Genomic DNA, 20,144 nt, shown 5'->3' on the forward strand with positions numbered 1-20,144 from the left:
TTCCAAAATACTCTCGCCGAAGGCTTCGCGCGCAGGCGCGACAGCCTCAACGTTTGATGCGGTTGAAATGCCCCATCTTGCGCCCGGCCTTTACCTCGGCCTTGCCATAGAGATGCAGCGCCACATCCCGCTCGCGGGCCAACTCGGGTACACGGTCCATGTCGTCGCCGATCAGGTTCTCCATCACGACGTCGGAATGGCGTTGCCCGTCCCCCAAAGGCCAGCCCGCCACGGCGCGGATATGCTGTTCGAACTGATCCACGGCACAGCCATTCTGCGTCCAGTGCCCCGAATTGTGAACCCGCGGAGCGATTTCATTCACGATCAGGCCACCGGGCGTCACGAACAGCTCAACACCCATCACGCCGACATATTCGAGAGCGTTCAGGATGTTCGCCGCCAGCAGGATTGCGTCTGTGCGCTGGGCCGGGGACAGGCGGGCAGGGATGGTGGTGGTGCGCAGGATGCCATCGCGGTGCACATTCTCACCCGGATCGAAACAGGCGACCTGACCGTCCAGACCACGGGCCGCGATGATCGACACCTCGTGCGAGAAATCCACGAACCCTTCCAGAATGGCTGGTGCCCCGGCCATATCGGCCAGAGCGGCCTCGGCATCCTCGGGCTTGCGCAGCCGGGCCTGCCCCTTGCCGTCATAGCCGAAGCGGCGGGTTTTCAGGATGGCGGGTGTCCCGATCTGCTCGATCGCCGCATTCAGGCTGTTCAGGTCGGCGATATCCGCAAACGGGGCCGTCTTCAGGCCCAGCTCTTGCAGAAACGTCTTCTCGGTCAACCTGTCCTGGCTGACCCGCAAGGCCTCGCGCCCGGGGCGGATCGGGCGGTGCGCTTCCAGAATGTCCAGCGCTTCGGTCGGGATGTTCTCGAACTCATAGGTGATGACATCCACCGCATCGGCAAAGGCTTTCAGCGCATCTGCATCGTCATAGGCCGCAGTAGTGACGCGATCCGCAACCTGCCCCGCCGGTGGGTTCGCACCCGGCTCATAGATATGGCTGACAAAACCCAGCCTGGCGGCTGCTACGGACAGCATCCGGCCCAGCTGACCGCCCCCCAGAATCCCGATCACTGCACCTTGGGCGAGCATTTCCGCCATCTTTAACTCTCCAAACGTTTGCCAATTGCCCCAAGCGCGGAACGCAGCGCCTCGTGCGCGTCCCCGTCTTTCAGGGCGTCCGTCATTTGCAGGCTCAGCGTGCCCTCGGTCGCCAGGGCGTCACGCTCCTGCGCCAACCGTCCGGCGGCGCCTTTTTCCATCGAGGCAAGAAAACCCGCCATCAACTGCGTTGTATAGAACTCGGCCCCGTCCGCATCACCGGTTGCGTCACCCAGCCATTCGGCACCGGTGGCCATCAGGTCCAGAATGCCGGGAACCATGGCACAAATGGCGAAATGCGCGTTCAGCGCGGCTTCATCCGCAACCTTGACCACGGGGTTCTCCGGTTCAAACAGATCCGCCAGCAGGCGATCATTGCCAAAAGCCGCCATCGGGCAGCCGCCGGTTTCCAGAAAGCCCAGCGGGATGGTCTGCACGAAATCCGACGCCGGGGCGCAAAGCGCGGCCAGGTGCTCGGCCGAAACCGCCGCCATGACCGACACGATCTGCTGATCGGCGCGGAATGTCAGCGGGTCCAGAACCTCGGCCGCGATATGCGGGCGCAGGCACAGGAACACGATGTCCGAGGTGTCAATCACGACCTGAGGCGCAGCGACGGTTACGCCCAGTTCCGCCTTCAAGGCGGCTGAAACCTTGGCGTTGCGCTCGGTCACGCTGATCTGGTGCCCCTTGGCGGCCATCAGCCGCGCAATCGGCGCGGCGATATGGCCGGTGCCGACAAAGCCGATCCGGCTCATCCCTGCGGTTCCTGGGGGATCGAGGCTGACAACGCGTCACGCCAGCTGTCCAGCCTTTCGGCCAAAGCATCATCCTGCAATGCAAGAATGCCCGCCGCCATCAGGCCGGCATTGGCCCCGCCGGCGGACCCGATCGCCATGGTCGCCACCGGAAACCCTTTGGGCATCTGCACGATGGAATACAGCGAATCCACGCCCGACAAGGCTCGGGTCTGCACCGGGACGCCAATCACAGGCACCCGCGTTTTCGACGCCATCATGCCCGGAAGGTGCGCAGCCCCACCTGCACCAGCAATGATCACCTGCAACCCACGCGAAACAGCGGTTTTGCCATAATCCCACAGCCGGTCCGGCGTGCGGTGAGCCGATACGATGCGCGCTTCGTAGGCGACGCCCAGTTCGTCCAGAATATCCGCGGCTTCCTTCATCGTTGGCCAGTCCGACTGGCTGCCCATGATGATCCCCACTTTCACATCGCTCATCCGCATACGTCCCCGCGCTCAGAAAGAGCGCGCACTATAGCCAAATCCGGTTGGCTGGCAATGCGGTACAGGGCGTTCAGGCGATGATATCGGGCGTCAGGCGGTCTTCGATCAGGCGGATGATGTCTTTCAGGCGCAGTTTCTCTTTTTTCAGGCGCCGCAAGGTCAGTTGATCGGCCGTTCCCTTGTCATGCAATGCCTGAATCGCCTCATCCAGATCGCGGTGCTGTCGGCGGAAAACCTCAAGCTCAACACGCAATACTTCATCTGTTTTCATCGAAAGATCGGTAGGCGCGTTCATTGGCGACTCGAGTTGGTTGTGGTGCTTGGCCAACAAGATAGTGTGTCAGACGTTATCGCGCCAGACCTTGTGGACATCCTGGTTTCTTCCCATATTCTATTGCAGGCGGTTGCCAGAACGGGGCCGCACACCACGTCGCTTTTACAAAGAAGGACGAAAATACGTGTCGAAACTTACTCTTGGCTCATACCCGCATCTTTTGGGGTTCGAGCAGTTGGAACGCCTTCTGGAACGGTCTGCAAAGGCCGGAAATGAGGGATACCCGCCCTATAACATCGAACAGACCTCGGATTTTTCCTATCGCATCACTCTTGCGGTGGCCGGGTTTGCCGAAGAGGATCTGTCAATCACGATCGAGGATCGCCAGTTGGTGATCCGGGGCCGTCAGCGCGACGACAGCGAGGGGCGCATCTTCCTGCATCGCGGCATTGCGGCGCGTCAGTTCCAGCGCATGTTCGTGCTGGCCGATGGCGTCGAAGTGGGCGAGGCGATCATGGAAAACGGTCTGCTGCATGTGGATCTGACCCGCGCCGTGCCGGAAACTGTGGTTCAGACGATCAACATACGGAAGGGGTAAGAGCAATGAATACACCGATTGAAATCAACGCCCAAGGCAACCGTATTGTCTATGTCAAAACGGTTGAAGTATCTGAATTGCCTCGGGAAGTTCGTGAACAGGCCGGCGATCTGGATCAGCTTTACGCCGTCCACGATTCCGACGGGCAGCAACTGGCGCTGGTCGCTGACCGCAAGCTGGCCTTCGTGCTGGCGCGCGAACATGATCTGTCTCCGGTGGCGGTTCACTAGGCGGCCTGAAACACTGCTGAAAAGACGTGACATTTTCTGCCTATGCAGTGATCGTGCCACAAATGCTAAAGCAGGAGTGGCATCATGGGCTGGTTTGACTTTGACTGGGTGGACGCCTTCAGTGATCGCGCCTTCGGTGGCAACGGATGTGCCGTCGTCCATGAAGGTGCGCGCCTGACGCAAGAGGTCTGCATGGCCTATGTGCGCGAAACCTCTCTGGTCGAATGCACCTTTACCGGGCCGTCCGACGTGGCCGACATCCGCGTCCGCTACTTTCTGGCCAGCCGCGAAATTCCCTTTGCGGGGCATCCGACTATCGCCACCGTCGCGGCGATGCGATCCCGCGGAATGATCTCGGGCGAGCGTCTGACGCTGGAAACCGGTGCCGGCCTGGTGTCGATCCGTTTGCAGGGGGATCAGATCGAAATGACTCAGGTCGCACCGCAATTCGGTACGCGCGTCCCAGCGGAACTGGTGGCGGAAGCGGTCAGCCTGCCACCGGAAGCAATCATTTCTCCGCCTCAAATGGTTTCAACCGGCTTGCCGTTCTGCATCACCGTTCTGCGGGATCATGCGGCCTTGCGGGCTGCTCAACTGGTTGAAGGCCCGTTGCGCAAAGTGGCTGAAACTGCGGGGTATTCCGGCTCGGACATGGCCGAGCCGTTTCTTGTCACGCTGCAAGGGGCAACCGATGAGGGGGATACGTTTTCACGCCTTCTCTTGGCACCGCCCAGCCCGCCCGAAGATCCGTTTACCGGGTCTGCCACCGGTGCGATGGCCGCCTATTTGTGGAAACATGGCTTGATGCAAAAGGAAAGCTTCATCGCCCAGCAGGGTCACGATATGGGCCGCCCCGGGAAAGCCATCGTCACGCGTGTCGGCCCGTCTGATGCGATGACGGGCATCAAGGTTTCTGGTCAGGGGCATATCCTGATGCGCGGGCAGGTCGACCTTCCGGAAATGCCGATAAACTAGGCGGGAGCCGACCAAGGGCTGACCCGCGAAACCCTGGCCGGATGCCACGGGCTACATCCAGGCCAACCGCAGAATCGGGGCCGTACTTGGCTCGATCGCGTGTCGTTTACACAACCTGTCCAGATATGACCCTGAAACCGGCAGCCCGGCCATCCGGTTGGCCATCAGTTTCTTCTGATGGCCGTAGATGTGTACCGAATGCACGGCTTCGGTTTCGATTTCGTTCGTCGCGATGCGCGGATCGTGGAGCTTCCACAATTCCTCCTTGGCCAGCGGATAAAAGGTTTCAGCAGCCATGGCATGGCGGTCCTCTGCCGTCTGGCGCAGGAAATGGCCAAAGGCTTTGGGCCCCGAACTGGCCCAGGGCAGGGCTTCGATGCCCCAGCGTTCCCCTCTGGCGGTTCGTTCCCGATTGTAGCGCTGCAATCTGCGTCCACGCCAGGGTTGGGACGGGTTAGACGACATGACAAATTCAAGCATCCGTTCCAGGGTCGCCGATCTTGTGGGCAGGCGCAGCACACCCGTCGGGAAGTCACCCCGTTTGGAGAGACCGAACACGAAATCCGTCGAAAAGTCGAACGCCCGTACGCAATAGGCATCCAGATCGACCCAGATCATCTCGCCTTGCCGCATCAGATGCAGCCGGAAAATATCCGAGAAGACGGCAACGCCCTGTCTGTCTTCGGCCTTGACCACAAAAGGCGGCGGCCAGAAAACGTCGCTGGCAGGGCGGGTTTCGACACCTGCCGGAATGCCTTTTACCTCGTGCGCGACATACAGGACGAAGCGGTGACCATGATCCAGAAAGGACTGGAGGCAAAGTTGCTCCAACCAACTCAGATCGGATCCAAACCAGAAACTGGCAATGGTCGGAGACCTGTTCGTCATCTCAGTTTCACACCCGCCTTGAGGTCCTGAAAACCATCAGGACCAACGGCAATTGTCAATTGGTGACCAAAAAAGGAACGGCCCCCGGAATGACCGGAGGCCGCCAAACAAGGTCAGATGAGGCTGTTATCCGTTTGCTGCGATCAGGCCCATGCTTTCCAGTTTCAGCAGCACCTGATGGGCGCAGTTGTCGACCTCGACATTTTCGGTTTCGACGCGCAGCTCGGGGTTTTCCGGAACATCGTAAGGGTCCGAGATGCCCGTGAACTCCTTGATCTTGCCCTCGCGCGCCAGCTTGTACAAACCCTTGCGGTCGCGGCGTTCGCATTCCTCGATGCTGGTGGCCACATGCACCTCGCAGAAGGCTCCGAACTGTTCGATCTCTTCCCGCACGGCACGGCGCGTGGTGGCATAGGGCGCGATCGGGGCGCAGATGGCGATGCCGCCGTTCTTGGTTATCTCGGATGCCACATATCCGATGCGGCGGATGTTCAGGTCGCGGTGTTCCTTCGAGAAGCCCAGTTCCGAGCTGAGATTCTTGCGAACGATGTCGCCATCCAGCAGCGTCACCGGGCGGTCGCCCATCTCCATCAGCTTGACCATCAGCGCGTTTGCGATGGTCGACTTGCCCGAGCCCGAAAAGCCGGTGAAGAACACGGTGAAACCCTGCTTGGAGCGCGGCGGGAAGCGGCGGCGCAGTTCCTCGACCACCTCGGGAAACGAGAACCATTCGGGGATTTCCAGCCCTTCACGCAGGCGGCGGCGCAGTTCGGTACCCGAGATGTTCAGGATCGTGACGTTGTCCTTGTCGAGAATCTCGTCATTCGGTTCGTACTGGGCGCGTTCCTGCACATAGACCATGTGCTTGAAGTCCACCATTTCAACGCCGATTTCGTCCTGAAACTGTCGGAACAGATCCTGCGCGTCATAGGGGCCGTAGAAATCCTCACCCTTGCTGTTCTTGCCGGGGCCTGCGTGGTCGCGGCCGACGATGAAGTGGGTGCAGCCGTGGTTGGCGCGGATCAGGCCGTGCCAGACGGCCTCGCGAGGGCCAGCCATGCGCATGGCCAGGTTCAACAAGCTCATAGAGGTGGTCGAAGCGGGGTATTTATCCAGCACCGCCTCGTAACAGCGCACGCGGGTGAAATGATCGACGTCGCCCGGTTTGGTCATGCCCACGACCGGGTGGATCAGCAGGTTGGCCTGTGCCTCTTTGGCGGCGCGGAAGGTCAGCTCCTGATGTGCGCGGTGCAGCGGGTTGCGGGTCTGGAAGGCCACGATGCGGCGCCAGCCCAGCTTGCGGAAATAGGCGCGCAATTCATTCGGCGTGTCGCGGCGCCCACGAAAATCGTAATGTACGGGTTGTTGGATTCCGACCACCGGTCCGCCCAGATAGACCTTGCCGGCCACGTTGTGCAGATAGTTCACTGCCGGGTGGGCATCGTCATCGGCGCCAAAGACCTTCTCTGCCTCGCGTGACTTGTCCGGAGTCCAGCGGTCGATCACGGTCATGGTGCCCAAGATTACGCCTTCCTGATCACGCAGCGCGATATCCTGCCCAAGTTCGATCTGATCCGCGAAGTCTTCGCTGACATCCAATGTGATGGGCATTGGCCAAAGCGTTCCATCGGCCAGGCGCATATTTTCGACCACATTGTCGTAATCCGCTTCGCTCAGAAATCCCTTGAGCGGGTTGAACCCGCCATTCATCAGAAGTTCCAGGTCGCAGATCTGACGCGGGCTCAGATCCCAGCTGGTCAGGTCGGCCGCTTCCACCTTCAGCTTCTGCGCCGAATCGTATGACACATACAGTTCGGGGATCGGGGCCAGATTGCTTAACATCGTCATTGGAATTCTCTTGTCGCAGTGTTGATTTGCCAGTGGATATCAGGCGGTTTCGAGGCGTTTGCACCGACTGACAGGCGAAGTCCACAGGCGGGAATGTAACAAAGGAGGATATGCGCCGAATATTTTTGAATTGGAAGGAATTTCTAATTCACGGGTCAAATCGATGATCTGATCCTTGCGATCAGAGGTTATTGGTTCATGCAGAGAATTTCTGTTCCTGTTTTGTGGCGTTCTGCTCAAGTGTGGACGCACGGGTGACGGGCAGGGCGGGAATCGGTTCAGACACGCCGCGCAGCTGGAACAATCTGATGCCGTTCTGGGGCACGACGACACCTGCGGCCTTCAGCAACTCTTCCGAGACCAGCAGTTCGACCTTCAGCGCCTTGGTTTCGCTTTCCAGACGGCTGGCGACATTGACGGCGTCGCCGATTATGGTTTTCGACGCATGGCCCGCGGCTCCGATCTCACCCACCACCAGATCCCCAAGATGCAGACCCATCCCGATGCGAATGCCGGGGCTTCCTTCGGCCTCGAGCTGTGCGTTGAATTCATCAAGGGCGTGACTGATGTCGATGGCGGCTTGCAATCCGGCACGGGCGGACGCTGCCGCATTCGGCTTTTCAAAAACGGCCAGCAGCCCGTCTCCCATATATTTGTCCACGACACCGCCTTCCTTGGTGATGGCTGGCACGACCGCATCGAAAAACCGGTTCAGCAGGAACACGATGTCATAAGGCAATTGGCCGGTCGTGCGCGCGGTAAAGCTGCGCATGTCCAGAAACAAAACAGCCAACTGACGTTCCTGACCCTGGCTGGCATGTCCGCGTATGCGCCCGCCATCTGGCCTGAAAACCCGAAAAACAGTGGTGGGTTCCGTTGGGCGTATCTGGCAGGCCAGTCGCGTCTGCGGCGAGGCGCCCACAGCGGCAAGGCTGCGTGCTTCGACGTCGCCGGGCGGCGGCAGGGCGTCGCTGCCATCCTCTACGATGACACGGCATGTGGTGCAGCGCCCCTTTCCACCGCACAAGGCGGCGTGCGGCACGCCGTTCACCTGCGAAATCTCAAGTAACGTCATGCCTTTTTCCGCGACCACCTCGGGCCCTTTGGCGTAATTCACGCGCACCGAATGCCTGCGCCGCCACAGTTTGCGCCCGATGTAAACCAGACCCGTCGCCCCCAGAGCCAGCCAGAAGATCAAAAGGCCATAATCTTTTACACTGAACAGGGTCTGGAAGGCTTCGGGCGATGGCCAATTGTAGTGCTCGATATATTGCTCGCGCAGGAATTCATCAGCAAAGTCGGCCCATATGCGTCGACCTTCGGTCAGCAATCCGGCCAACGCGAATAATGGCACGAAAACCGCAACGCCGATCAGATAGGGCACGACCCGCGACCACCACCGGGTCAGCCGCAACCACATATGCAAACCGATGCAGCCGTGTATCCAAACGATCAGCAACAAGGCGCTTTGCATCCATACGGCGATACTGGGCCACATCAAAATGATGATATATCCCATCTCGTCATTGACGTCATAGACTTCGTGCGCGACCCGCGTCTGCACGATGTGCGAGATCAGTTGCAGCGGAATCAGCAAGCCCAGAACGACCTGCAACGCCGTGCTGAAGGGCATGCGCAGGGTTCTGCGTTGCGCGATCGATGTCAGGGCCAGACCTGCATGCGTGAACAGGGCAGCATAGAGAAGCACGCTCATGACATCGTGGCGGGTAACGGCCTTTCGACCGTCCTGCATCCCGTGCAGGTAATCCGTGTGAAACAGGCCCAAGCCAATATTTATGAAGTGAAAGAACGCGAACACAAACAACACAAGACCACTGACGATCCTGAGTCGGGTTGACCACCCGCCGCGCCAAAGAGCGTTGTTCAAATGTTCACCTGTTTTTCGCTTTTCCCTCGGCAATCCTGATACGCCGCCGGCTGGGGGTCAAGGGATTGGCAGGTGGCATCGGCTGCCGATCAGTGATTGCAGAGCAGCGTATGCTGTGCAGTGCCCCCTTAAACCCCGGGGGCACTGTACTGAAAAGGCTGACGGCCTTCGGATCTGAATTCACCGGGGCAGCCCTGCAACATTCAGAACGCGCGTTATTCGTTTTCCGCCAGGAACCGTTCGGCATCCAGTGCCGCCATGCAGCCCATACCGGCGCTTGTGACCGCCTGACGATAGACGTGATCGGTCAGATCGCCCGCTGCGAACACGCCCGGAACCGAGGTTTCCGTGCTGCCCGGCTTGGTGACGACATAGCCACCCATATGCGTTTCAAGCGTGTCCTTGACCAGCTCGTTCGCGGGCGCGTGGCCGATGGCAACAAACACGCCTTTACAGGGGATTTCAGTGATCTCTCCGGTTTTGACATGTTTGACGCGAACGCCCTCGACGCCCAGCGGCGCGTCGGTGCCGATCACTTCGTCCAACTCGTGGAACCACAGAGGCTCGATTTTGTCGTTCTTCATCAGCCGGTCTTGCAGGATCTTTTCCGCGCGCAGCTCATCGCGGCGATGGATCAGAGTCACCTTGCTGGCGAAATTGGTCAGGAACAGGGCCTCTTCCACGGCCGTATTGCCGCCGCCGATCACCACGATTTCCTGTCCGCGATAGAAGAACCCGTCGCAGGTGGCGCAGGCTGAAACGCCAAAGCCCTTGAACTTTTCTTCCGACGGCAGGCCCAGCCATTTGGCGCGCGCGCCGGTCGCCAGAATGACGGCGTCCGCCGTGTAGGTAGTGCCGCTGTCGCCCTTGGCGGTGAAGGGGCGCTGGCTGAGGTCCAGATCGTTGATGATGTCGCCAATCACTTCGCAACCCATGGCCTTGGCATGATCCTGCATCCGGATCATCAGGTCCGGGCCCTGTACCTCGGTGTCGCCGGGCCAGTTCTCGACCTCGGTCGTTGTCGTCAGCTGGCCGCCGGGCTCGATACCCTGCACCAGGATGGGTTCCAGCATGGCGCGGCTTGCGTAAACGCCCGCAGTGTATCCTGCCGGCCCCGATCCGATGATCAGAACCTTGGTGTGTCGTGTGTCGGCCATGGTAACTCCGCTCGAATTGCCTGAATTGGGCTTTTGGCCCGTCGCCCCGATATAGCGACCGACAGACCCGGCTTAAAGCCCCTTACTGTTCAAGGCCGTTCAAGCCACCTTGCGCAGGGTCAGGGCGAAATGAGAGATTTGAAAACAAAGAAAATTGCGCATGTACGAAACATTATTGCGCGCGCGTGGGGGGCTGATATAAGAACCGCAATAATCAGGAGCATTTGATGGTCACGACTCGGCTGGATGATATCGACCGCAAGATTCTGGCGGAACTACAGGCAGACGGTCGTATGACCAATGTGGAACTTGCCAAACGGGTCGGAATTTCGGCGCCGCCCTGTCTGCGCCGCGTGCGCACACTGGAAGAATCCGGCTATATCACCGGTTACCACGCCGAGGTGAATTCCCGTGAGTTGGGATTCGAAGTGCAGGTGTTCGCCATGGTCGGTCTTGACAGTCAGGCCGAGACCGAGCTGCGCGCGTTCGAAGAACGCTGCCGCGAATGGCCGCTTGTCCGTGAATGCCACATGCTGAACGGCGAGGTGGACTTCATCCTGAAATGCGTCGCACCCGATCTCAGCAGTTTTCAGCAGTTTCTGACCGGTGAACTGCTGACCACGCCAAACGTGGCCAGCGTCAAGACTTCGCTTGTTATCCGCGGCGCAAAAGACGAACCAGGCGTGCCGTTCGACGTTCTGGAAGAACGAATGAACCGGACGGCGTAACCCCCAGACGTTTTGCAGGTGCGGTGTTCGGTGGCAGCATGGCAGCCACCGCCAAGGATAGAATCCAACTTAGTAACAGCTGCATGATGCCCCCCATAATGCAGTAATCGCTATCGTACTCAGGCTGTCATCGCGTCGATTTCTCCGTCCCCGGCACGCGGCATCAGCAGCGGACCAAAATCGTTGAGCGACTCGATATGCGCAAACAGGTTCAGATAAACCGACCGCAACGAGTGGCTGATCATCCGGACCGCGTTCACACCTGGGTGATACGTTTCGAACTGTAAACCATCTACCCGAATAACGGAATGCCGTTTCAGACAAATGTGAAACAGTTCAACTGGCGTCGGCGGCATTGTTTCAATCACGCCCGTTCCATCCTGAAATTCGGACACAGGTGTCAGAATCGGGTCATTTCCATACAAATGCCGTAAATGCGTCGGTGTGCCCACGATCCGTGCTGCAGGCCCGGCGATTACACCCGACATCGGCTTTTGCATCCCGAATGTATCTGCCGTGACGCGCGTAAGCGGCCGCGTGCGGCCCCGCGAATCCGGGCGTCCGGGGATCAGAGTGACAGATCCCTTCCACAGTACGGTTTCCGACGCGCCATCCTGAGTCAGGACTGTATCCCCCGGCATCAGGTCTTCGATGGCCATGGGCCCATGTTCCGTTTCAACCAGCGATCCGCGCGTGAAGGCACAAAAGGCGTCTTCGAACATTGGCAGAGCGGGCGCGATGTGTCTGGTCTGAACCACGTTTCCGTTTTTCAACAGGCTGCTGACTTCATACCGGCGCAGCTGAGCCTTTGGTTTCGCAACCGGCCGCGGTGCTTCCCGCAGCATGGCTGTCGTTTCGATCGCATTTCTGGCCGCACGGGCCAGTGAACTAGGAATAGTCATAAATATTCCTTCCCCTCAAATTGTCCGGTCAGGCGCGGCGTATCCCCGTACAGGCCAACCTGGCGAACTGGTTCTTTGTCTTGAAACAAATGGGTGACCCTTGGGCGGCGGTCGGTCGGACCCCGCATTGCGACAAAATCTCGCTTTCCAATGGTCAACACATTGACCCCCCAGACAAACTCGTACTTCACGGGCGAAAATTGCCCGCACACACACAACTCCTGAATCCGTCTCGACCCCCTCAGATCGCGACACGCCACGCATCGGGCAGGAGCAAGCCCGAAGCGCCTTCACCCAATCGAGACCGGCAGCTTGGCCTCAGGGTGTTTCTGTCTCAGCGTCGTGCCGCGATGCGGCTGGCGACCCTGACAGAATGGCTTGATACCCGCTTCCACGGCATTTCCAGCTTCTGGCTCCGCGTGGCGGCAACCATGGCTTTGAGAAAGCGAGATTTGGTTTTCATTTTCTGGTCCTGCTCTGAACGGGTTTGTTTCCCGCATCCGTTATGAACCTTTTGTGACGCACGTTTGCGGCATGGATAAGGCTTATCCGGGATGTTTTGCAGACAAGAAATTTATAGTCGGTCCATCCTTCCACTCAACACGCCAGCGTCCGAAACAAGGACGTCAGAAGACCATCTGATAGCTGGCAAAACTCGTTACGATTCTGAGTCCGGTAAACACAACAAATGTGGCGGAAAAGTGGCGCGACGCCTAAATCTGGGCCAAAATCACAATCTTATGACCGAGATCAACCGCCCGTAATCGGCCTCGTTTGCATGTGTTGTGCGGCGATAGGAATAGAACCGGTCCGGGTCGGAATATGTGCAGTGCCGGGTCCATTCCGCCTGCCCGACACCGGCCTGCCGCAATCGGTGCAAGCCAAAGGCGGGCAGGTCGAATTGCAGCCGGTCATCCTGTCCGTTTGCAAAGAACCGGGTGTTGTCTGGAGAATCGGCGATAAATGCGTCCAGAAACTCGGGGCCCACTTCGTAGGCGCGTTGCGAAATGCTGGGGCCGATGACGGCGTTGATATTCCGGCGTGTTGCGCCAAGCGCTTCCATGGCGTCCAGCGTCGCCTCCAGCACACCGTCAAGCGCGCCGCGCCAGCCCGCATGGGCGGCTCCGATCACATTGGCCGCGGGATCGGCAAACAGAACTGGCTGGCAATCTGCCGTCAGAATTGTCAGCGCCAGACCGGGTGTGGCCGTCACGACCGCGTCGGCGCGCGGTTTGTCACCTTCCAGGGGCTGTTCAACCGTCAGAACCGTTGAGGAATGAACTTGATGCACGCCGATCATCGCCTCGGGCGCGACGCCCATCGCATCGGCAACCCGCCGGCGGTTCAGTGCGACAATTTCGGTTTGATCTGACGATCCATACCCGCAATTCAACCCGCCGAAGATACCAGAGGACGCCCCGCCGCGACGGGTGAAGAACCCGTGACGAAATGGGGAAAGCAAGTCCGAAGTCAGAATTTCCAGTGTCATGGCTCCAATCCCGGCGGTGGTGCAGCATAGGCCGGATAGAGGCCCATCACCTTGAACAGATTTCCCATTTCGGCCGGATGCGTCAACCGGCGATGCGCGGCGGCCAGGGCATCCAGCTCGGAACCGCTCAGCGACCGGGACAAAGCCTGCGCCCGGGCGGTTATGCCAAGCCGTTCCAGAAACACGCCCTGCGGTGTCAGGCGTGTGTGCCGGGCTCCACAAGCGCGGGTCGCAATGGCCAGAGGTTCAAAATCCACATGTGCCGTCAGGTCGGCCTGACCGGGTGACGCCAAAGCATCGGCGGGCTGGTGGTTTTGCAGGGCTTGCAGCGTATCACCCAACGAATGCCAGTCGCCATAATCGGCGATCAGCGCGGCACCTCCGTGGCTGGCGATCCGACCGGCAATCACGGTCAGAATGGGGATCGCTGCAGCGCATAGCTCGACCAGATCACCATCCTTGGTGTCCGAAAGCCTGTCCGCCAGCGCCACCTGCGGCCCGTTGGGGCCTCGGCCAAACAGCAATTCGCCGTCGCGTTCGCCGACCAGGCGTTCGCACCAGCCGTCACCGTCGCGCAGGAACTGCCGGACAGGCAGCGCGTCGAAGAACTCGTTCGCCACCAGCAGCAGTGGCTGGTCCGGCAACTCTGCGACACTGTCGGCCCAGTTCGGTGTGTAGTCCTTCAGCGTGTCCGCCTGCACCTGCTTCAGGGCAGGCGAGGCCTCGACCAGCACAATCCGGGCAGCATCGTGAAATCCCTGCACGGTTCGGGTGGCACGCAATATGTCACTCATCAGAGTGCCGCGCCCGGGCCCCAATTCGCACAGGGTGAATGGCGCGGGACGGCCCTGATCCATCCAGCATTGCGCAAGGCACAGCCCGATCAGTTCGCCAAACATCTGGCTGATTTCCGGTGCCGTGGTGAAATCCCCGGCCGCCCCCAACGGATCACGCGTCGTGTAATAGCCCAGCGTGGGATGCAGAAGGCATTCGGCCATGTAGTCGGCCACGCTCATCGGTCCATCCTGTCGGATGCGGGCGATCAGGCGATCGGTCAGGCTCATTTTGCCCGCCCTGCGCGAAAGACAAACCACAGGCCAAGCGCGATCATGGGCAATGACAGGATCTGCCCCATGGTCAGGCCATATCCGCCCACATGCCAGGCCAATCCCAGCGGATTGCCGGGCGACACGAACTGCGCATCCGGCTGACGGAAGAATTCAACAATAAAGCGCGATGCGCCGTAACCGGCCAGAAACGTGCCCATGATCAGGCCGGGTTTCTGAAAGGCCCCCCGGCGATAGACCAGCCACAGCAACAACGCTCCCAGCAACACGCCTTCCAGCGCCGCTTCGTACAGCTGCGAAGGGTGCCGGGCGCACATTCCCGCAACCACGCCGGGGCAGTCCTGCGCGGCAAAACCGGGAAAGATGACGGCCCAGGGCAGCTCGCTCGGGCGGCCCCACAGCTCGGCATTGACGAAATTGGCCAGTCGTCCCAACAACAGGCCGGGTGGCACGGTGTAGGCAACCAGGTCGCCCAGCGACAGGGCGGGGATCTGATGGCGGCGGGCAAACAGGTACGCGGCCAGGATCACGCCCAGCAGCCCCCCATGAAACGCCATGCCGCCTTGCCAGACCTTCACGATCTCAAGCGGATGCGACAGGTAATAGCCGGGTTGATAAAACAGCACGAAACCCAGCCGCCCGCCCAGGATCACGCCCAGAATGATCCAGGTGACCAGATCTTCCAGTTGGTCAGGTTTCATCGGCGAGCCGTCCGCAGGCCACAGGGCAGGGCGGCGCAACGCCACGACTGCCAGCCGCCACGCAATCAGGATGCCCGCGATATAGGCCAGCGCATACCACCTCAACGCGAACTCCATCCCGAGCAGCGAGATCGAGAACAATTCGGGCGACAGATCGGGGAAATTCAGAACAGCCTGCATGTGCGTCTCATTGCCCGGGGTTTGCAGGGCAAGTCAACCTTGAGCCTGCGGCATTCTTTCCCCATATAGAGATCAACCGCGATACCGGAGTAGTGATATGCAAACCCGCAACAAGATACTGGACGACATGTCCCAGCTGATGACCAACGCCATGGGTGTCGCGCAGGGCGCGCGGGAAGAGGCCGAGAACGCGATGAAGTCGATGATCGACCGCTGGCTGGCCGACCGTGATTTCGTCACCCGCGAAGAATTCGATGCCGTCCGCGCCATGGCACAGAAAGCGCGCGAAGAAAACGCCGCACTCGAAGCCCGCATTGCTGCGCTCGAGGCGAAACTGGATAAATAACGCCCGGGCGTTTCCCGTTTTCAAGTTGTCTGGACAAAGCTTAAAGCCGCGCAATCCAGCCCGGATTGTGCGGTGATGTGTATTTTGACGCGTCGCAGAATTTAATCAAGACAAAGCTGGTGCGACTGGCAATATTTTGATCGCCGTTGCCGACTGTCCACAACTTATTGCTGTTATCCCCAAGAAATAGGGTTGCCAGAACTCCCGCCACGTCGCACCATATTTAGTACAGGCCCACGGGGGAAGCCCGGCTTGTAGAGCAGGCAACTAGCGCTGGGGCGCTGCCAGCCCCAAAACGCTAGAGATTAGTGAGGTGGCATTATGGCCCTTTCCGAGCAGTATCTCGAAGAAGACATTCATCCGATCGACATTGTTGAACATCTGGCCGAACATCACGACTGGGATTTTGACCGCATTGGGGACGATCAGATTGCCATGGCCGTCGAAGGCCAGTGGCGGACCTATTCGATCACTCTGGCCTGGTCCAACTATGACGAAACGCTGCGCATGGTGTGCTCGTTCGAAATGGAGCCGCCGGCCGAGCGTGAAATGCAGCTCTATGAGTTGCTCAACAAGATGAATGACCAGTGCTGGGCAGGTGCCTTTACCTATTGGGCAAACCAAAAGCTGATGGTCTACCGCTATGGGCTGGTCCTTGCAGGGGGACAGACAGCCAGCGCGGATCAGATCAACACGATGATCACCGCCGCTGTCATGAGCGCCGAGCGGTATTATCCGGCGATCCAACTGGTGACTTGGGGTAATCGAGAGCCAGAAGAAGCCATGCAAGTGGCCATTGCAGAGGCCTACGGCCGGGCGTAAAGCTTTGCCCCAAACCGACATGTAACGCGGGAGGGGCAAATGGACATGACGCGTGTGGCCGAACAGGGGCTTGTGCTTCTGGGGTGCGGAAAGATGGGGTCCGCAATGCTGGCGGGATGGCTGGAACACGGCCTTCCGCCAGCGTCCGTTTGGGTGATCGATCCGCACCCGTCCGACTGGCTGAAGGCGCAGGGCGTCAACATCAACACACCCTTGCCCGAAGCCCCTGCCGTGGTGTTGGTCGCGGTCAAGCCGCAGATGATGGGCGAGGCCTTGCCCGCCATTCAGGCGCTGGGCGGTGGCAGCACGCTGTTTGTTTCGGTCGCGGCGGGCACCTCGATTGCCACGTTCGAATCCGTTCTGGGCAGCGATACGCCGATCATTCGCGCCATGCCCAACACCCCCGCCGCGATCCGTCGGGGCATCACCGCGCTGATTGGCAACAGCCACGCCTCGGTCGAGGATCTGGCTCTGGCCGAAAACCTGCTGTCGGCGGTGGGTGAGACGGTGCGTCTTGAAGACGAGGCGCAGATGGATGCGGTCACCGGCCTCAGCGGATCCGGTCCTGCCTATGTGTTCCATCTGATTGAAACACTTGCCAAAGCAGGCGAGGCGCAGGGCCTGCCGCACGACCTTGCGATGAAACTGGCCAAATCGACGGTGGCTGGAGCCGGCGCACTGGCGATGTCCGCTGACGAGGATCCGTCTCAACTGCGGATCAATGTAACATCGCCGAACGGCACGACCCAAGCCGCGCTTGAGGTGCTGATGCATGAAGAACGCGGCTTCCCTGACTTGCTGCACCGTGCCGTCAAGGCCGCAACCGACCGATCCAAGGAGCTGTCACGTGAGTGAGATTTCTTTCGACGATTTTCTCAAGGTTGATATCCGCGTGGGCGAGGTGATCCGCGCTGAACCCTATCCCGAAGCCCGCAAACCCGCGATCAAGATGTGGATCGACTTTGGTGATGAGATTGGCGAGCGCAAGACGTCGGCCCAGATCACCGCGCATTATGATCCGTCGACCTTGGTGGGCAAACAGGTCATGGCCGTGGTCAATTTCCCCCCTCGCCAGATCGGCAGATTCATGTCCGAAGTTCTGGTGCTGGGTCTGCCCGATGAAAACGGCGAGATTGTTCTGATCGGTCCCGACGGCCGAGTTCCGACAGGCGGGCGGATGCATTGATGAAACTGTTGATCACACGCCCGATGACGCCGGCAGTCGAGGCCCGCGCCCGCGCCGCGTTTGACGTGAAGATTCGAGACAATACGGCGCCCATGTCGCGGCAGGAAATGCTGTCGGCGCTGACGGATTTCGACGTGGTCGTGCCCACGCTGGGTGATCAGTTTTCGGCTCGGATATTTGCGGATGCAGGCGCGCCTCGGTGCAAGCTTTTGGCCAATTTCGGCGTCGGCTACAATCACATCGATGTCGCGACCGCGCGCGCAGCCTCGGTCGAGGTGACCAACACGCCCGGCGCAGTCACCGACGCCACGGCGGATATCGCCATGACCCTGCTATTGACCACGGCGCGACGCGCGGGCGAAGGCGAACGGCTCGTTCGCGCAGGCCAATGGCAAGGTTGGCATCCCACGCAGATGCTGGGCCATCATGTAACGGGCAAACGCGTCGGTATCGTCGGGATGGGCCGTATCGGGCAGGCCATCGCGCGCCGGTGCCATTTCGGTTTCGAAATGCAGGTGGCCTATCAATCCCGCAGCGCCAAGCAACTGGACTTTCCGGCCGAGTTCACACCTGACCTTGAAGCCCTTGCCGCCTCGGTCGATTTCGTTGTGCTCGCCGTTCCCGGCGGTGCCGAAACACGACACCTGATCGACGCGCAGGTTCTTCAGGCGATGAATCCTTCGGCCATTCTGGTCAATATCGCGCGAGGCGAGGTCGTGGACGAAGCGGCCCTGATCGCGGCGCTGCAATCGGGTCAGATTGCCGGGGCCGGGCTGGATGTCTACGAGTTTGAACCCAAAGTGCCCCGGGCCCTTTGTGAAATGGACAACGTCACCCTGTTGCCTCATCTGGGTACGGCCACCGAAGAGGTGCGCAGCAGCATGGGGCACATGGCGCTGGATAACGTGGCGGCCTTTGTGGCGGGCGAGGCGTTGCCCAACCCGGTCTAGTCGCCCACCGCCTCGCGCCAGTGTTTGCGGCAAAGCGAAACATAGGTCTCGTTGCCACCGATCTGAACCTGGGCACCTTCGGTGATGGCATTGCCGTTTTCGTCCTGACGTATCACCATCGTGGCCTTGCGTCCGCATTTGCAGATGGTGCGGACCTCGCGCATCTCATCAGCCAGGGCCAGCAGCGCGGCTGATCCGGGAAACAGCTTGCCCTGAAAATCCACCCGCAGCCCGTAGGCCAGCACCGGTACGTCCAGATCGTCGACCGCCCGGGCCAGCTGCCAGACCTGAGCTTCGGACAGGAACTGTGCCTCATCGATGAACACGCAGGTTACCGGCCCGTCGTCCAGACGGTTTCGGATCATCGCGAAGACATCGTCGCCAGGCGTGAAGGTATCGGCCTCCTCCGAGATGCCGATGCGCGATGCGATCCGTCCGGCACCCGCCCTTCCGTCAATGGCCGCGGTCATCAGGTAGGTCTGCATCCCACGCTCGCGGTAGTTGTGCGAGGCTTGCAGCAACACGGTCGATTTCCCCGCGTTCATGGTTGAATAGTTGAAATACAGCTTTGCCATGACGCGGGTCTAAAACGCTTGGGGAAAAGGAACAAGATATCAATCGTTTTGATGGAGCGACGTCGCCGTTGCGTTCGCAGAGGCCGAGCTACGCTCTAGGGGATGGAACCCCCACATCTGCAACAGCGACGCCGTCGGCCAACATGTGGCCAAAACGCAGCAAGGTTTAACAATATCACCCTGCAATCACTCGTTACCGGCTTGAACTGCCGCCACTCACTCACAAAATCCCCCGCATATCTGAGGGATAGCCAATGTATGACATTTCAATTATGACTTAGTTATGGGAAATTTACCCACGCTTTCCCCCGTTTGGACATCGGGCAGGCGTTTGCAGGTAACAAAGGTAAAACAATGGCAGATATCGGGGCCTATCTGAAAAAACACACAGAAGCGCTGGTCAAGGATGTTGGAATCGAAGCCGCGTGTGAAATTACAGGGAAATCCAAGGCCACTTTAGGACGATACTATTCAGACAATGCTGAACACGAGGACAGGTTCATGCCAGTGGACGCGGTGGCCCGCCTTGAAAACGCGGCGACCTATCCGCATGTGACGTCGGCTTTGGCGGATCTGAAGAACATCACCTTGTCCTATAGCGACCGCAACACCTCTACCCCCCGCACCGGTGGTGTCAATTCGGATGTCATTGCGCTCAGCCAGCGGTTTGCGATGTTGATGACCGAGTATCAGGCCGCAATCGAAGACGGAATCATCACCGTCAACGAAGCCAAACGGTTGCTGAAAGAAACCAGTTTGCTGCAACAGGTTCTGATCGAGATGAAGCTGCATCTGGAAGAAGAAAGCGTCAGCTAGCCGGGGTCGGGAACCGTTGCACCCATGACTGGCCAGTTTTCGCCTGTGCGGCCTACCTCTTTTCATGCTCGAAAAGACACAAACGCTGACCGTGCCTGTTGCCTCAATTCAGTCACGTCTGTCCTGTAAGGTCCGTCGCGGGCAAGATCGTCAAGGGCAGAGGA

24 protein-coding genes are annotated in these 20,144 nt (G+C 59.6%); 10 read left to right on the forward strand and 14 right to left on the reverse strand.

The genetic code is table 11. From position 1 onward, the window contains the following. Positions 1 to 46: 46 nt before the first annotated feature. The 4 genes from GS612_RS01985 to GS612_RS02000 form a co-directional block, all read right to left on the reverse strand. Positions 47 to 1,114 (reverse strand): 5-(carboxyamino)imidazole ribonucleotide synthase, encoded by a 1,068-nt coding sequence (locus GS612_RS01985; RefSeq protein ID WP_171638921.1) that lies wholly within the window; start codon positions 1,112 to 1,114, stop codon positions 47 to 49. Between the two features lie 2 nt (positions 1,115 to 1,116). Further along, positions 1,117 to 1,872 carry an NAD(P)-binding domain-containing protein gene (locus GS612_RS01990; RefSeq protein WP_171638922.1) on the reverse strand — a complete coding sequence of 252 codons (756 nt, stop codon included), beginning with the start codon at positions 1,870 to 1,872 and terminating at the stop codon, positions 1,117 to 1,119. Next, positions 1,869 to 2,354, reverse strand: a complete 486-nt coding sequence (gene purE, locus GS612_RS01995) for a 5-(carboxyamino)imidazole ribonucleotide mutase (RefSeq protein ID WP_152458987.1) — start codon at positions 2,352 to 2,354, stop codon at positions 1,869 to 1,871. The genes GS612_RS01990 and purE overlap by 4 nt, the downstream gene beginning before the upstream one ends. Positions 2,355 to 2,430: 76 nt before the next feature. Further along, positions 2,431 to 2,655: a YdcH family protein gene (locus GS612_RS02000; RefSeq protein WP_152458986.1), complete on the reverse strand. Its 225-nt coding sequence runs from the start codon at positions 2,653 to 2,655 to the stop codon at positions 2,431 to 2,433. 163 nt (positions 2,656 to 2,818) lie between these two features. On the opposite strand from GS612_RS02000, the gene GS612_RS02005 reads away from it, so the two are divergent. From GS612_RS02005 to GS612_RS02015, 3 genes are all read left to right on the forward strand, one after another. After that, positions 2,819 to 3,232 (forward strand): Hsp20 family protein, encoded by a 414-nt coding sequence (locus tag GS612_RS02005; protein WP_058275530.1) that lies wholly within the window; start codon positions 2,819 to 2,821, stop codon positions 3,230 to 3,232. Positions 3,233 to 3,237: 5 nt separating this feature from the next. Further along, complete coding sequence (locus GS612_RS02010; protein ID WP_171168916.1) at positions 3,238 to 3,462, forward strand: DUF1150 family protein; 225 nt, start codon at positions 3,238 to 3,240, stop codon at positions 3,460 to 3,462. 84 nt (positions 3,463 to 3,546) lie between these two features. Beyond that, on the forward strand, positions 3,547 to 4,437 hold the full coding sequence (locus tag GS612_RS02015; RefSeq protein ID WP_171638923.1) for a PhzF family phenazine biosynthesis protein: 891 nt from the start codon (positions 3,547 to 3,549) through the stop codon (positions 4,435 to 4,437). 51 nt (positions 4,438 to 4,488) lie between these two features. On the opposite strand, the gene GS612_RS02020 is transcribed toward GS612_RS02015, so the two are convergent. The 4 genes from GS612_RS02020 to trxB all read right to left on the reverse strand — a co-directional run bounded on the left by GS612_RS02020 (position 4,489) and on the right by trxB (position 10,218). Then, positions 4,489 to 5,325, reverse strand: a complete 837-nt coding sequence (locus GS612_RS02020) for a hypothetical protein (protein ID WP_171638924.1) — start codon at positions 5,323 to 5,325, stop codon at positions 4,489 to 4,491. Positions 5,326 to 5,451: 126 nt separating this feature from the next. Then, a complete protein-coding gene (locus GS612_RS02025) occupies positions 5,452 to 7,173 on the reverse strand; it encodes a bifunctional sulfate adenylyltransferase/adenylylsulfate kinase (protein WP_171638925.1) in 1,722 nt (573 codons plus the stop codon). 196 nt (positions 7,174 to 7,369) lie between these two features. Beyond that, positions 7,370 to 9,061: an adenylate/guanylate cyclase domain-containing protein gene (locus GS612_RS02030; protein WP_171638926.1), complete on the reverse strand. Its 1,692-nt coding sequence runs from the start codon at positions 9,059 to 9,061 to the stop codon at positions 7,370 to 7,372. A 215-nt stretch (positions 9,062 to 9,276) separates the two neighbouring features. Then, the gene (gene trxB / locus GS612_RS02035) at positions 9,277 to 10,218 is read right to left on the reverse strand and encodes a thioredoxin-disulfide reductase (protein WP_171638927.1); all 942 of its coding nucleotides are present in this window, start codon (positions 10,216 to 10,218) and stop codon (positions 9,277 to 9,279) included. A gap of 227 nt (positions 10,219 to 10,445) precedes the next feature. On the opposite strand from trxB, the gene GS612_RS02040 reads away from it, so the two are divergent. Beyond that, positions 10,446 to 10,946, forward strand: coding sequence for an Lrp/AsnC family transcriptional regulator (locus tag GS612_RS02040; protein WP_152458979.1), 501 nt, complete (start codon positions 10,446 to 10,448; stop codon positions 10,944 to 10,946). Between the two features lie 119 nt (positions 10,947 to 11,065). On the opposite strand, the gene GS612_RS02045 is transcribed toward GS612_RS02040, so the two are convergent. The 5 genes from GS612_RS02045 to lgt form a co-directional block, all read right to left on the reverse strand. Then, complete coding sequence (locus GS612_RS02045) at positions 11,066 to 11,848, reverse strand: Hint domain-containing protein (protein ID WP_171168906.1); 783 nt, start codon at positions 11,846 to 11,848, stop codon at positions 11,066 to 11,068. A 334-nt stretch (positions 11,849 to 12,182) separates the two neighbouring features. Beyond that, positions 12,183 to 12,311, reverse strand: coding sequence for a hypothetical protein (locus GS612_RS20615; protein WP_256367481.1), 129 nt, complete (start codon positions 12,309 to 12,311; stop codon positions 12,183 to 12,185). Positions 12,312 to 12,578: 267 nt separating this feature from the next. Then, on the reverse strand, positions 12,579 to 13,337 hold the full coding sequence (gene pgeF, locus GS612_RS02050) for a peptidoglycan editing factor PgeF (RefSeq protein WP_171638928.1): 759 nt from the start codon (positions 13,335 to 13,337) through the stop codon (positions 12,579 to 12,581). After that, positions 13,334 to 14,401 carry a class I SAM-dependent methyltransferase gene (locus GS612_RS02055; protein WP_171638929.1) on the reverse strand — a complete coding sequence of 356 codons (1,068 nt, stop codon included), beginning with the start codon at positions 14,399 to 14,401 and terminating at the stop codon, positions 13,334 to 13,336. The genes pgeF and GS612_RS02055 overlap by 4 nt, the downstream gene beginning before the upstream one ends. Next, complete coding sequence (gene lgt / locus GS612_RS02060) at positions 14,398 to 15,285, reverse strand: prolipoprotein diacylglyceryl transferase (RefSeq protein ID WP_171638930.1); 888 nt, start codon at positions 15,283 to 15,285, stop codon at positions 14,398 to 14,400. Before lgt ends, GS612_RS02055 begins: the two co-directional genes overlap by 4 nt. A gap of 97 nt (positions 15,286 to 15,382) precedes the next feature. Here lgt and GS612_RS02065 point away from each other — a divergent pair, with 97 nt between their 5' ends. The 5 genes from GS612_RS02065 to GS612_RS02085 all read left to right on the forward strand — a co-directional run bounded on the left by GS612_RS02065 (position 15,383) and on the right by GS612_RS02085 (position 18,589). Continuing rightward, entirely contained in the window at positions 15,383 to 15,631 is a 249-nt protein-coding gene (locus tag GS612_RS02065) for an accessory factor UbiK family protein (RefSeq protein ID WP_152458974.1), read from the forward strand. 321 nt (positions 15,632 to 15,952) lie between these two features. Then, positions 15,953 to 16,453: a YbjN domain-containing protein gene (locus GS612_RS02070; protein WP_171091662.1), complete on the forward strand. Its 501-nt coding sequence runs from the start codon at positions 15,953 to 15,955 to the stop codon at positions 16,451 to 16,453. A gap of 39 nt (positions 16,454 to 16,492) precedes the next feature. Next, complete coding sequence (proC, locus tag GS612_RS02075; RefSeq protein WP_152458972.1) at positions 16,493 to 17,308, forward strand: pyrroline-5-carboxylate reductase; 816 nt, start codon at positions 16,493 to 16,495, stop codon at positions 17,306 to 17,308. Continuing rightward, the gene (locus GS612_RS02080) at positions 17,301 to 17,639 is read left to right on the forward strand and encodes a tRNA-binding protein (protein WP_117867910.1); all 339 of its coding nucleotides are present in this window, start codon (positions 17,301 to 17,303) and stop codon (positions 17,637 to 17,639) included. The genes proC and GS612_RS02080 overlap by 8 nt, the downstream gene beginning before the upstream one ends. After that, the gene (locus GS612_RS02085; protein WP_171638931.1) at positions 17,639 to 18,589 is read left to right on the forward strand and encodes a D-glycerate dehydrogenase; all 951 of its coding nucleotides are present in this window, start codon (positions 17,639 to 17,641) and stop codon (positions 18,587 to 18,589) included. The genes GS612_RS02080 and GS612_RS02085 overlap by 1 nt, the downstream gene beginning before the upstream one ends. Here GS612_RS02085 and GS612_RS02090 read toward each other — a convergent pair. Further along, positions 18,586 to 19,164 (reverse strand): thymidine kinase, encoded by a 579-nt coding sequence (locus GS612_RS02090; protein WP_152458970.1) that lies wholly within the window; start codon positions 19,162 to 19,164, stop codon positions 18,586 to 18,588. The genes GS612_RS02085 and GS612_RS02090 overlap by 4 nt on opposite strands. 354 nt (positions 19,165 to 19,518) lie before the next feature. Here GS612_RS02090 and GS612_RS02095 point away from each other — a divergent pair, with 354 nt between their 5' ends. Further along, positions 19,519 to 19,980: a hypothetical protein gene (locus GS612_RS02095; protein ID WP_152458969.1), complete on the forward strand. Its 462-nt coding sequence runs from the start codon at positions 19,519 to 19,521 to the stop codon at positions 19,978 to 19,980. The last annotated feature ends 164 nt before the right edge of the window (positions 19,981 to 20,144 follow it).

Origin of the sequence: Ruegeria sp. HKCCD6157, from assembly GCF_013110685.1 — a bacterium.
GTDB lineage: Bacteria > Pseudomonadota > Alphaproteobacteria > Rhodobacterales > Rhodobacteraceae > Ruegeria.

Excerpts from the sequence above, each read along its gene's own strand:
- GS612_RS02000 (WP_152458986.1), bottom strand. The coding sequence starts at position 2,655 with ATGAACGCGCCTACCGATCTTTCGATGAAAACAGATGAAGTATTGCGT.
- GS612_RS01990 (WP_171638922.1), bottom strand. The coding sequence starts at position 1,872 with ATGAGCCGGATCGGCTTTGTCGGCACCGGCCATATCGCCGCGCCGATT.
- GS612_RS02015 (WP_171638923.1), top strand. The coding sequence starts at position 3,547 with ATGGGCTGGTTTGACTTTGACTGGGTGGACGCCTTCAGTGATCGCGCC.
- GS612_RS02090 (WP_152458970.1), bottom strand. The coding sequence starts at position 19,164 with ATGGCAAAGCTGTATTTCAACTATTCAACCATGAACGCGGGGAAATCG.
- GS612_RS02055 (WP_171638929.1), bottom strand. The coding sequence starts at position 14,401 with ATGAGCCTGACCGATCGCCTGATCGCCCGCATCCGACAGGATGGACCG.
- lgt (WP_171638930.1), bottom strand. The coding sequence starts at position 15,285 with ATGCAGGCTGTTCTGAATTTCCCCGATCTGTCGCCCGAATTGTTCTCG.
- GS612_RS02070 (WP_171091662.1), top strand. The coding sequence starts at position 15,953 with ATGGCCCTTTCCGAGCAGTATCTCGAAGAAGACATTCATCCGATCGAC.
- proC (WP_152458972.1), top strand. The coding sequence starts at position 16,493 with ATGGACATGACGCGTGTGGCCGAACAGGGGCTTGTGCTTCTGGGGTGC.
- trxB (WP_171638927.1), bottom strand. The coding sequence starts at position 10,218 with ATGGCCGACACACGACACACCAAGGTTCTGATCATCGGATCGGGGCCG.
- GS612_RS02045 (WP_171168906.1), bottom strand. The coding sequence starts at position 11,848 with ATGACTATTCCTAGTTCACTGGCCCGTGCGGCCAGAAATGCGATCGAA.
- pgeF (WP_171638928.1), bottom strand. The coding sequence starts at position 13,337 with ATGACACTGGAAATTCTGACTTCGGACTTGCTTTCCCCATTTCGTCAC.
- GS612_RS02040 (WP_152458979.1), top strand. The coding sequence starts at position 10,446 with ATGGTCACGACTCGGCTGGATGATATCGACCGCAAGATTCTGGCGGAA.
- GS612_RS02025 (WP_171638925.1), bottom strand. The coding sequence starts at position 7,173 with ATGACGATGTTAAGCAATCTGGCCCCGATCCCCGAACTGTATGTGTCA.
- GS612_RS02010 (WP_171168916.1), top strand. The coding sequence starts at position 3,238 with ATGAATACACCGATTGAAATCAACGCCCAAGGCAACCGTATTGTCTAT.
- GS612_RS02020 (WP_171638924.1), bottom strand. The coding sequence starts at position 5,325 with ATGACGAACAGGTCTCCGACCATTGCCAGTTTCTGGTTTGGATCCGAT.
- GS612_RS02065 (WP_152458974.1), top strand. The coding sequence starts at position 15,383 with ATGCAAACCCGCAACAAGATACTGGACGACATGTCCCAGCTGATGACC.
- purE (WP_152458987.1), bottom strand. The coding sequence starts at position 2,354 with ATGAGCGATGTGAAAGTGGGGATCATCATGGGCAGCCAGTCGGACTGG.
- GS612_RS02095 (WP_152458969.1), top strand. The coding sequence starts at position 19,519 with ATGGCAGATATCGGGGCCTATCTGAAAAAACACACAGAAGCGCTGGTC.
- GS612_RS01985 (WP_171638921.1), bottom strand. The coding sequence starts at position 1,114 with ATGGCGGAAATGCTCGCCCAAGGTGCAGTGATCGGGATTCTGGGGGGC.
- GS612_RS20615 (WP_256367481.1), bottom strand. The coding sequence starts at position 12,311 with ATGAAAACCAAATCTCGCTTTCTCAAAGCCATGGTTGCCGCCACGCGG.
- GS612_RS02085 (WP_171638931.1), top strand. The coding sequence starts at position 17,639 with ATGAAACTGTTGATCACACGCCCGATGACGCCGGCAGTCGAGGCCCGC.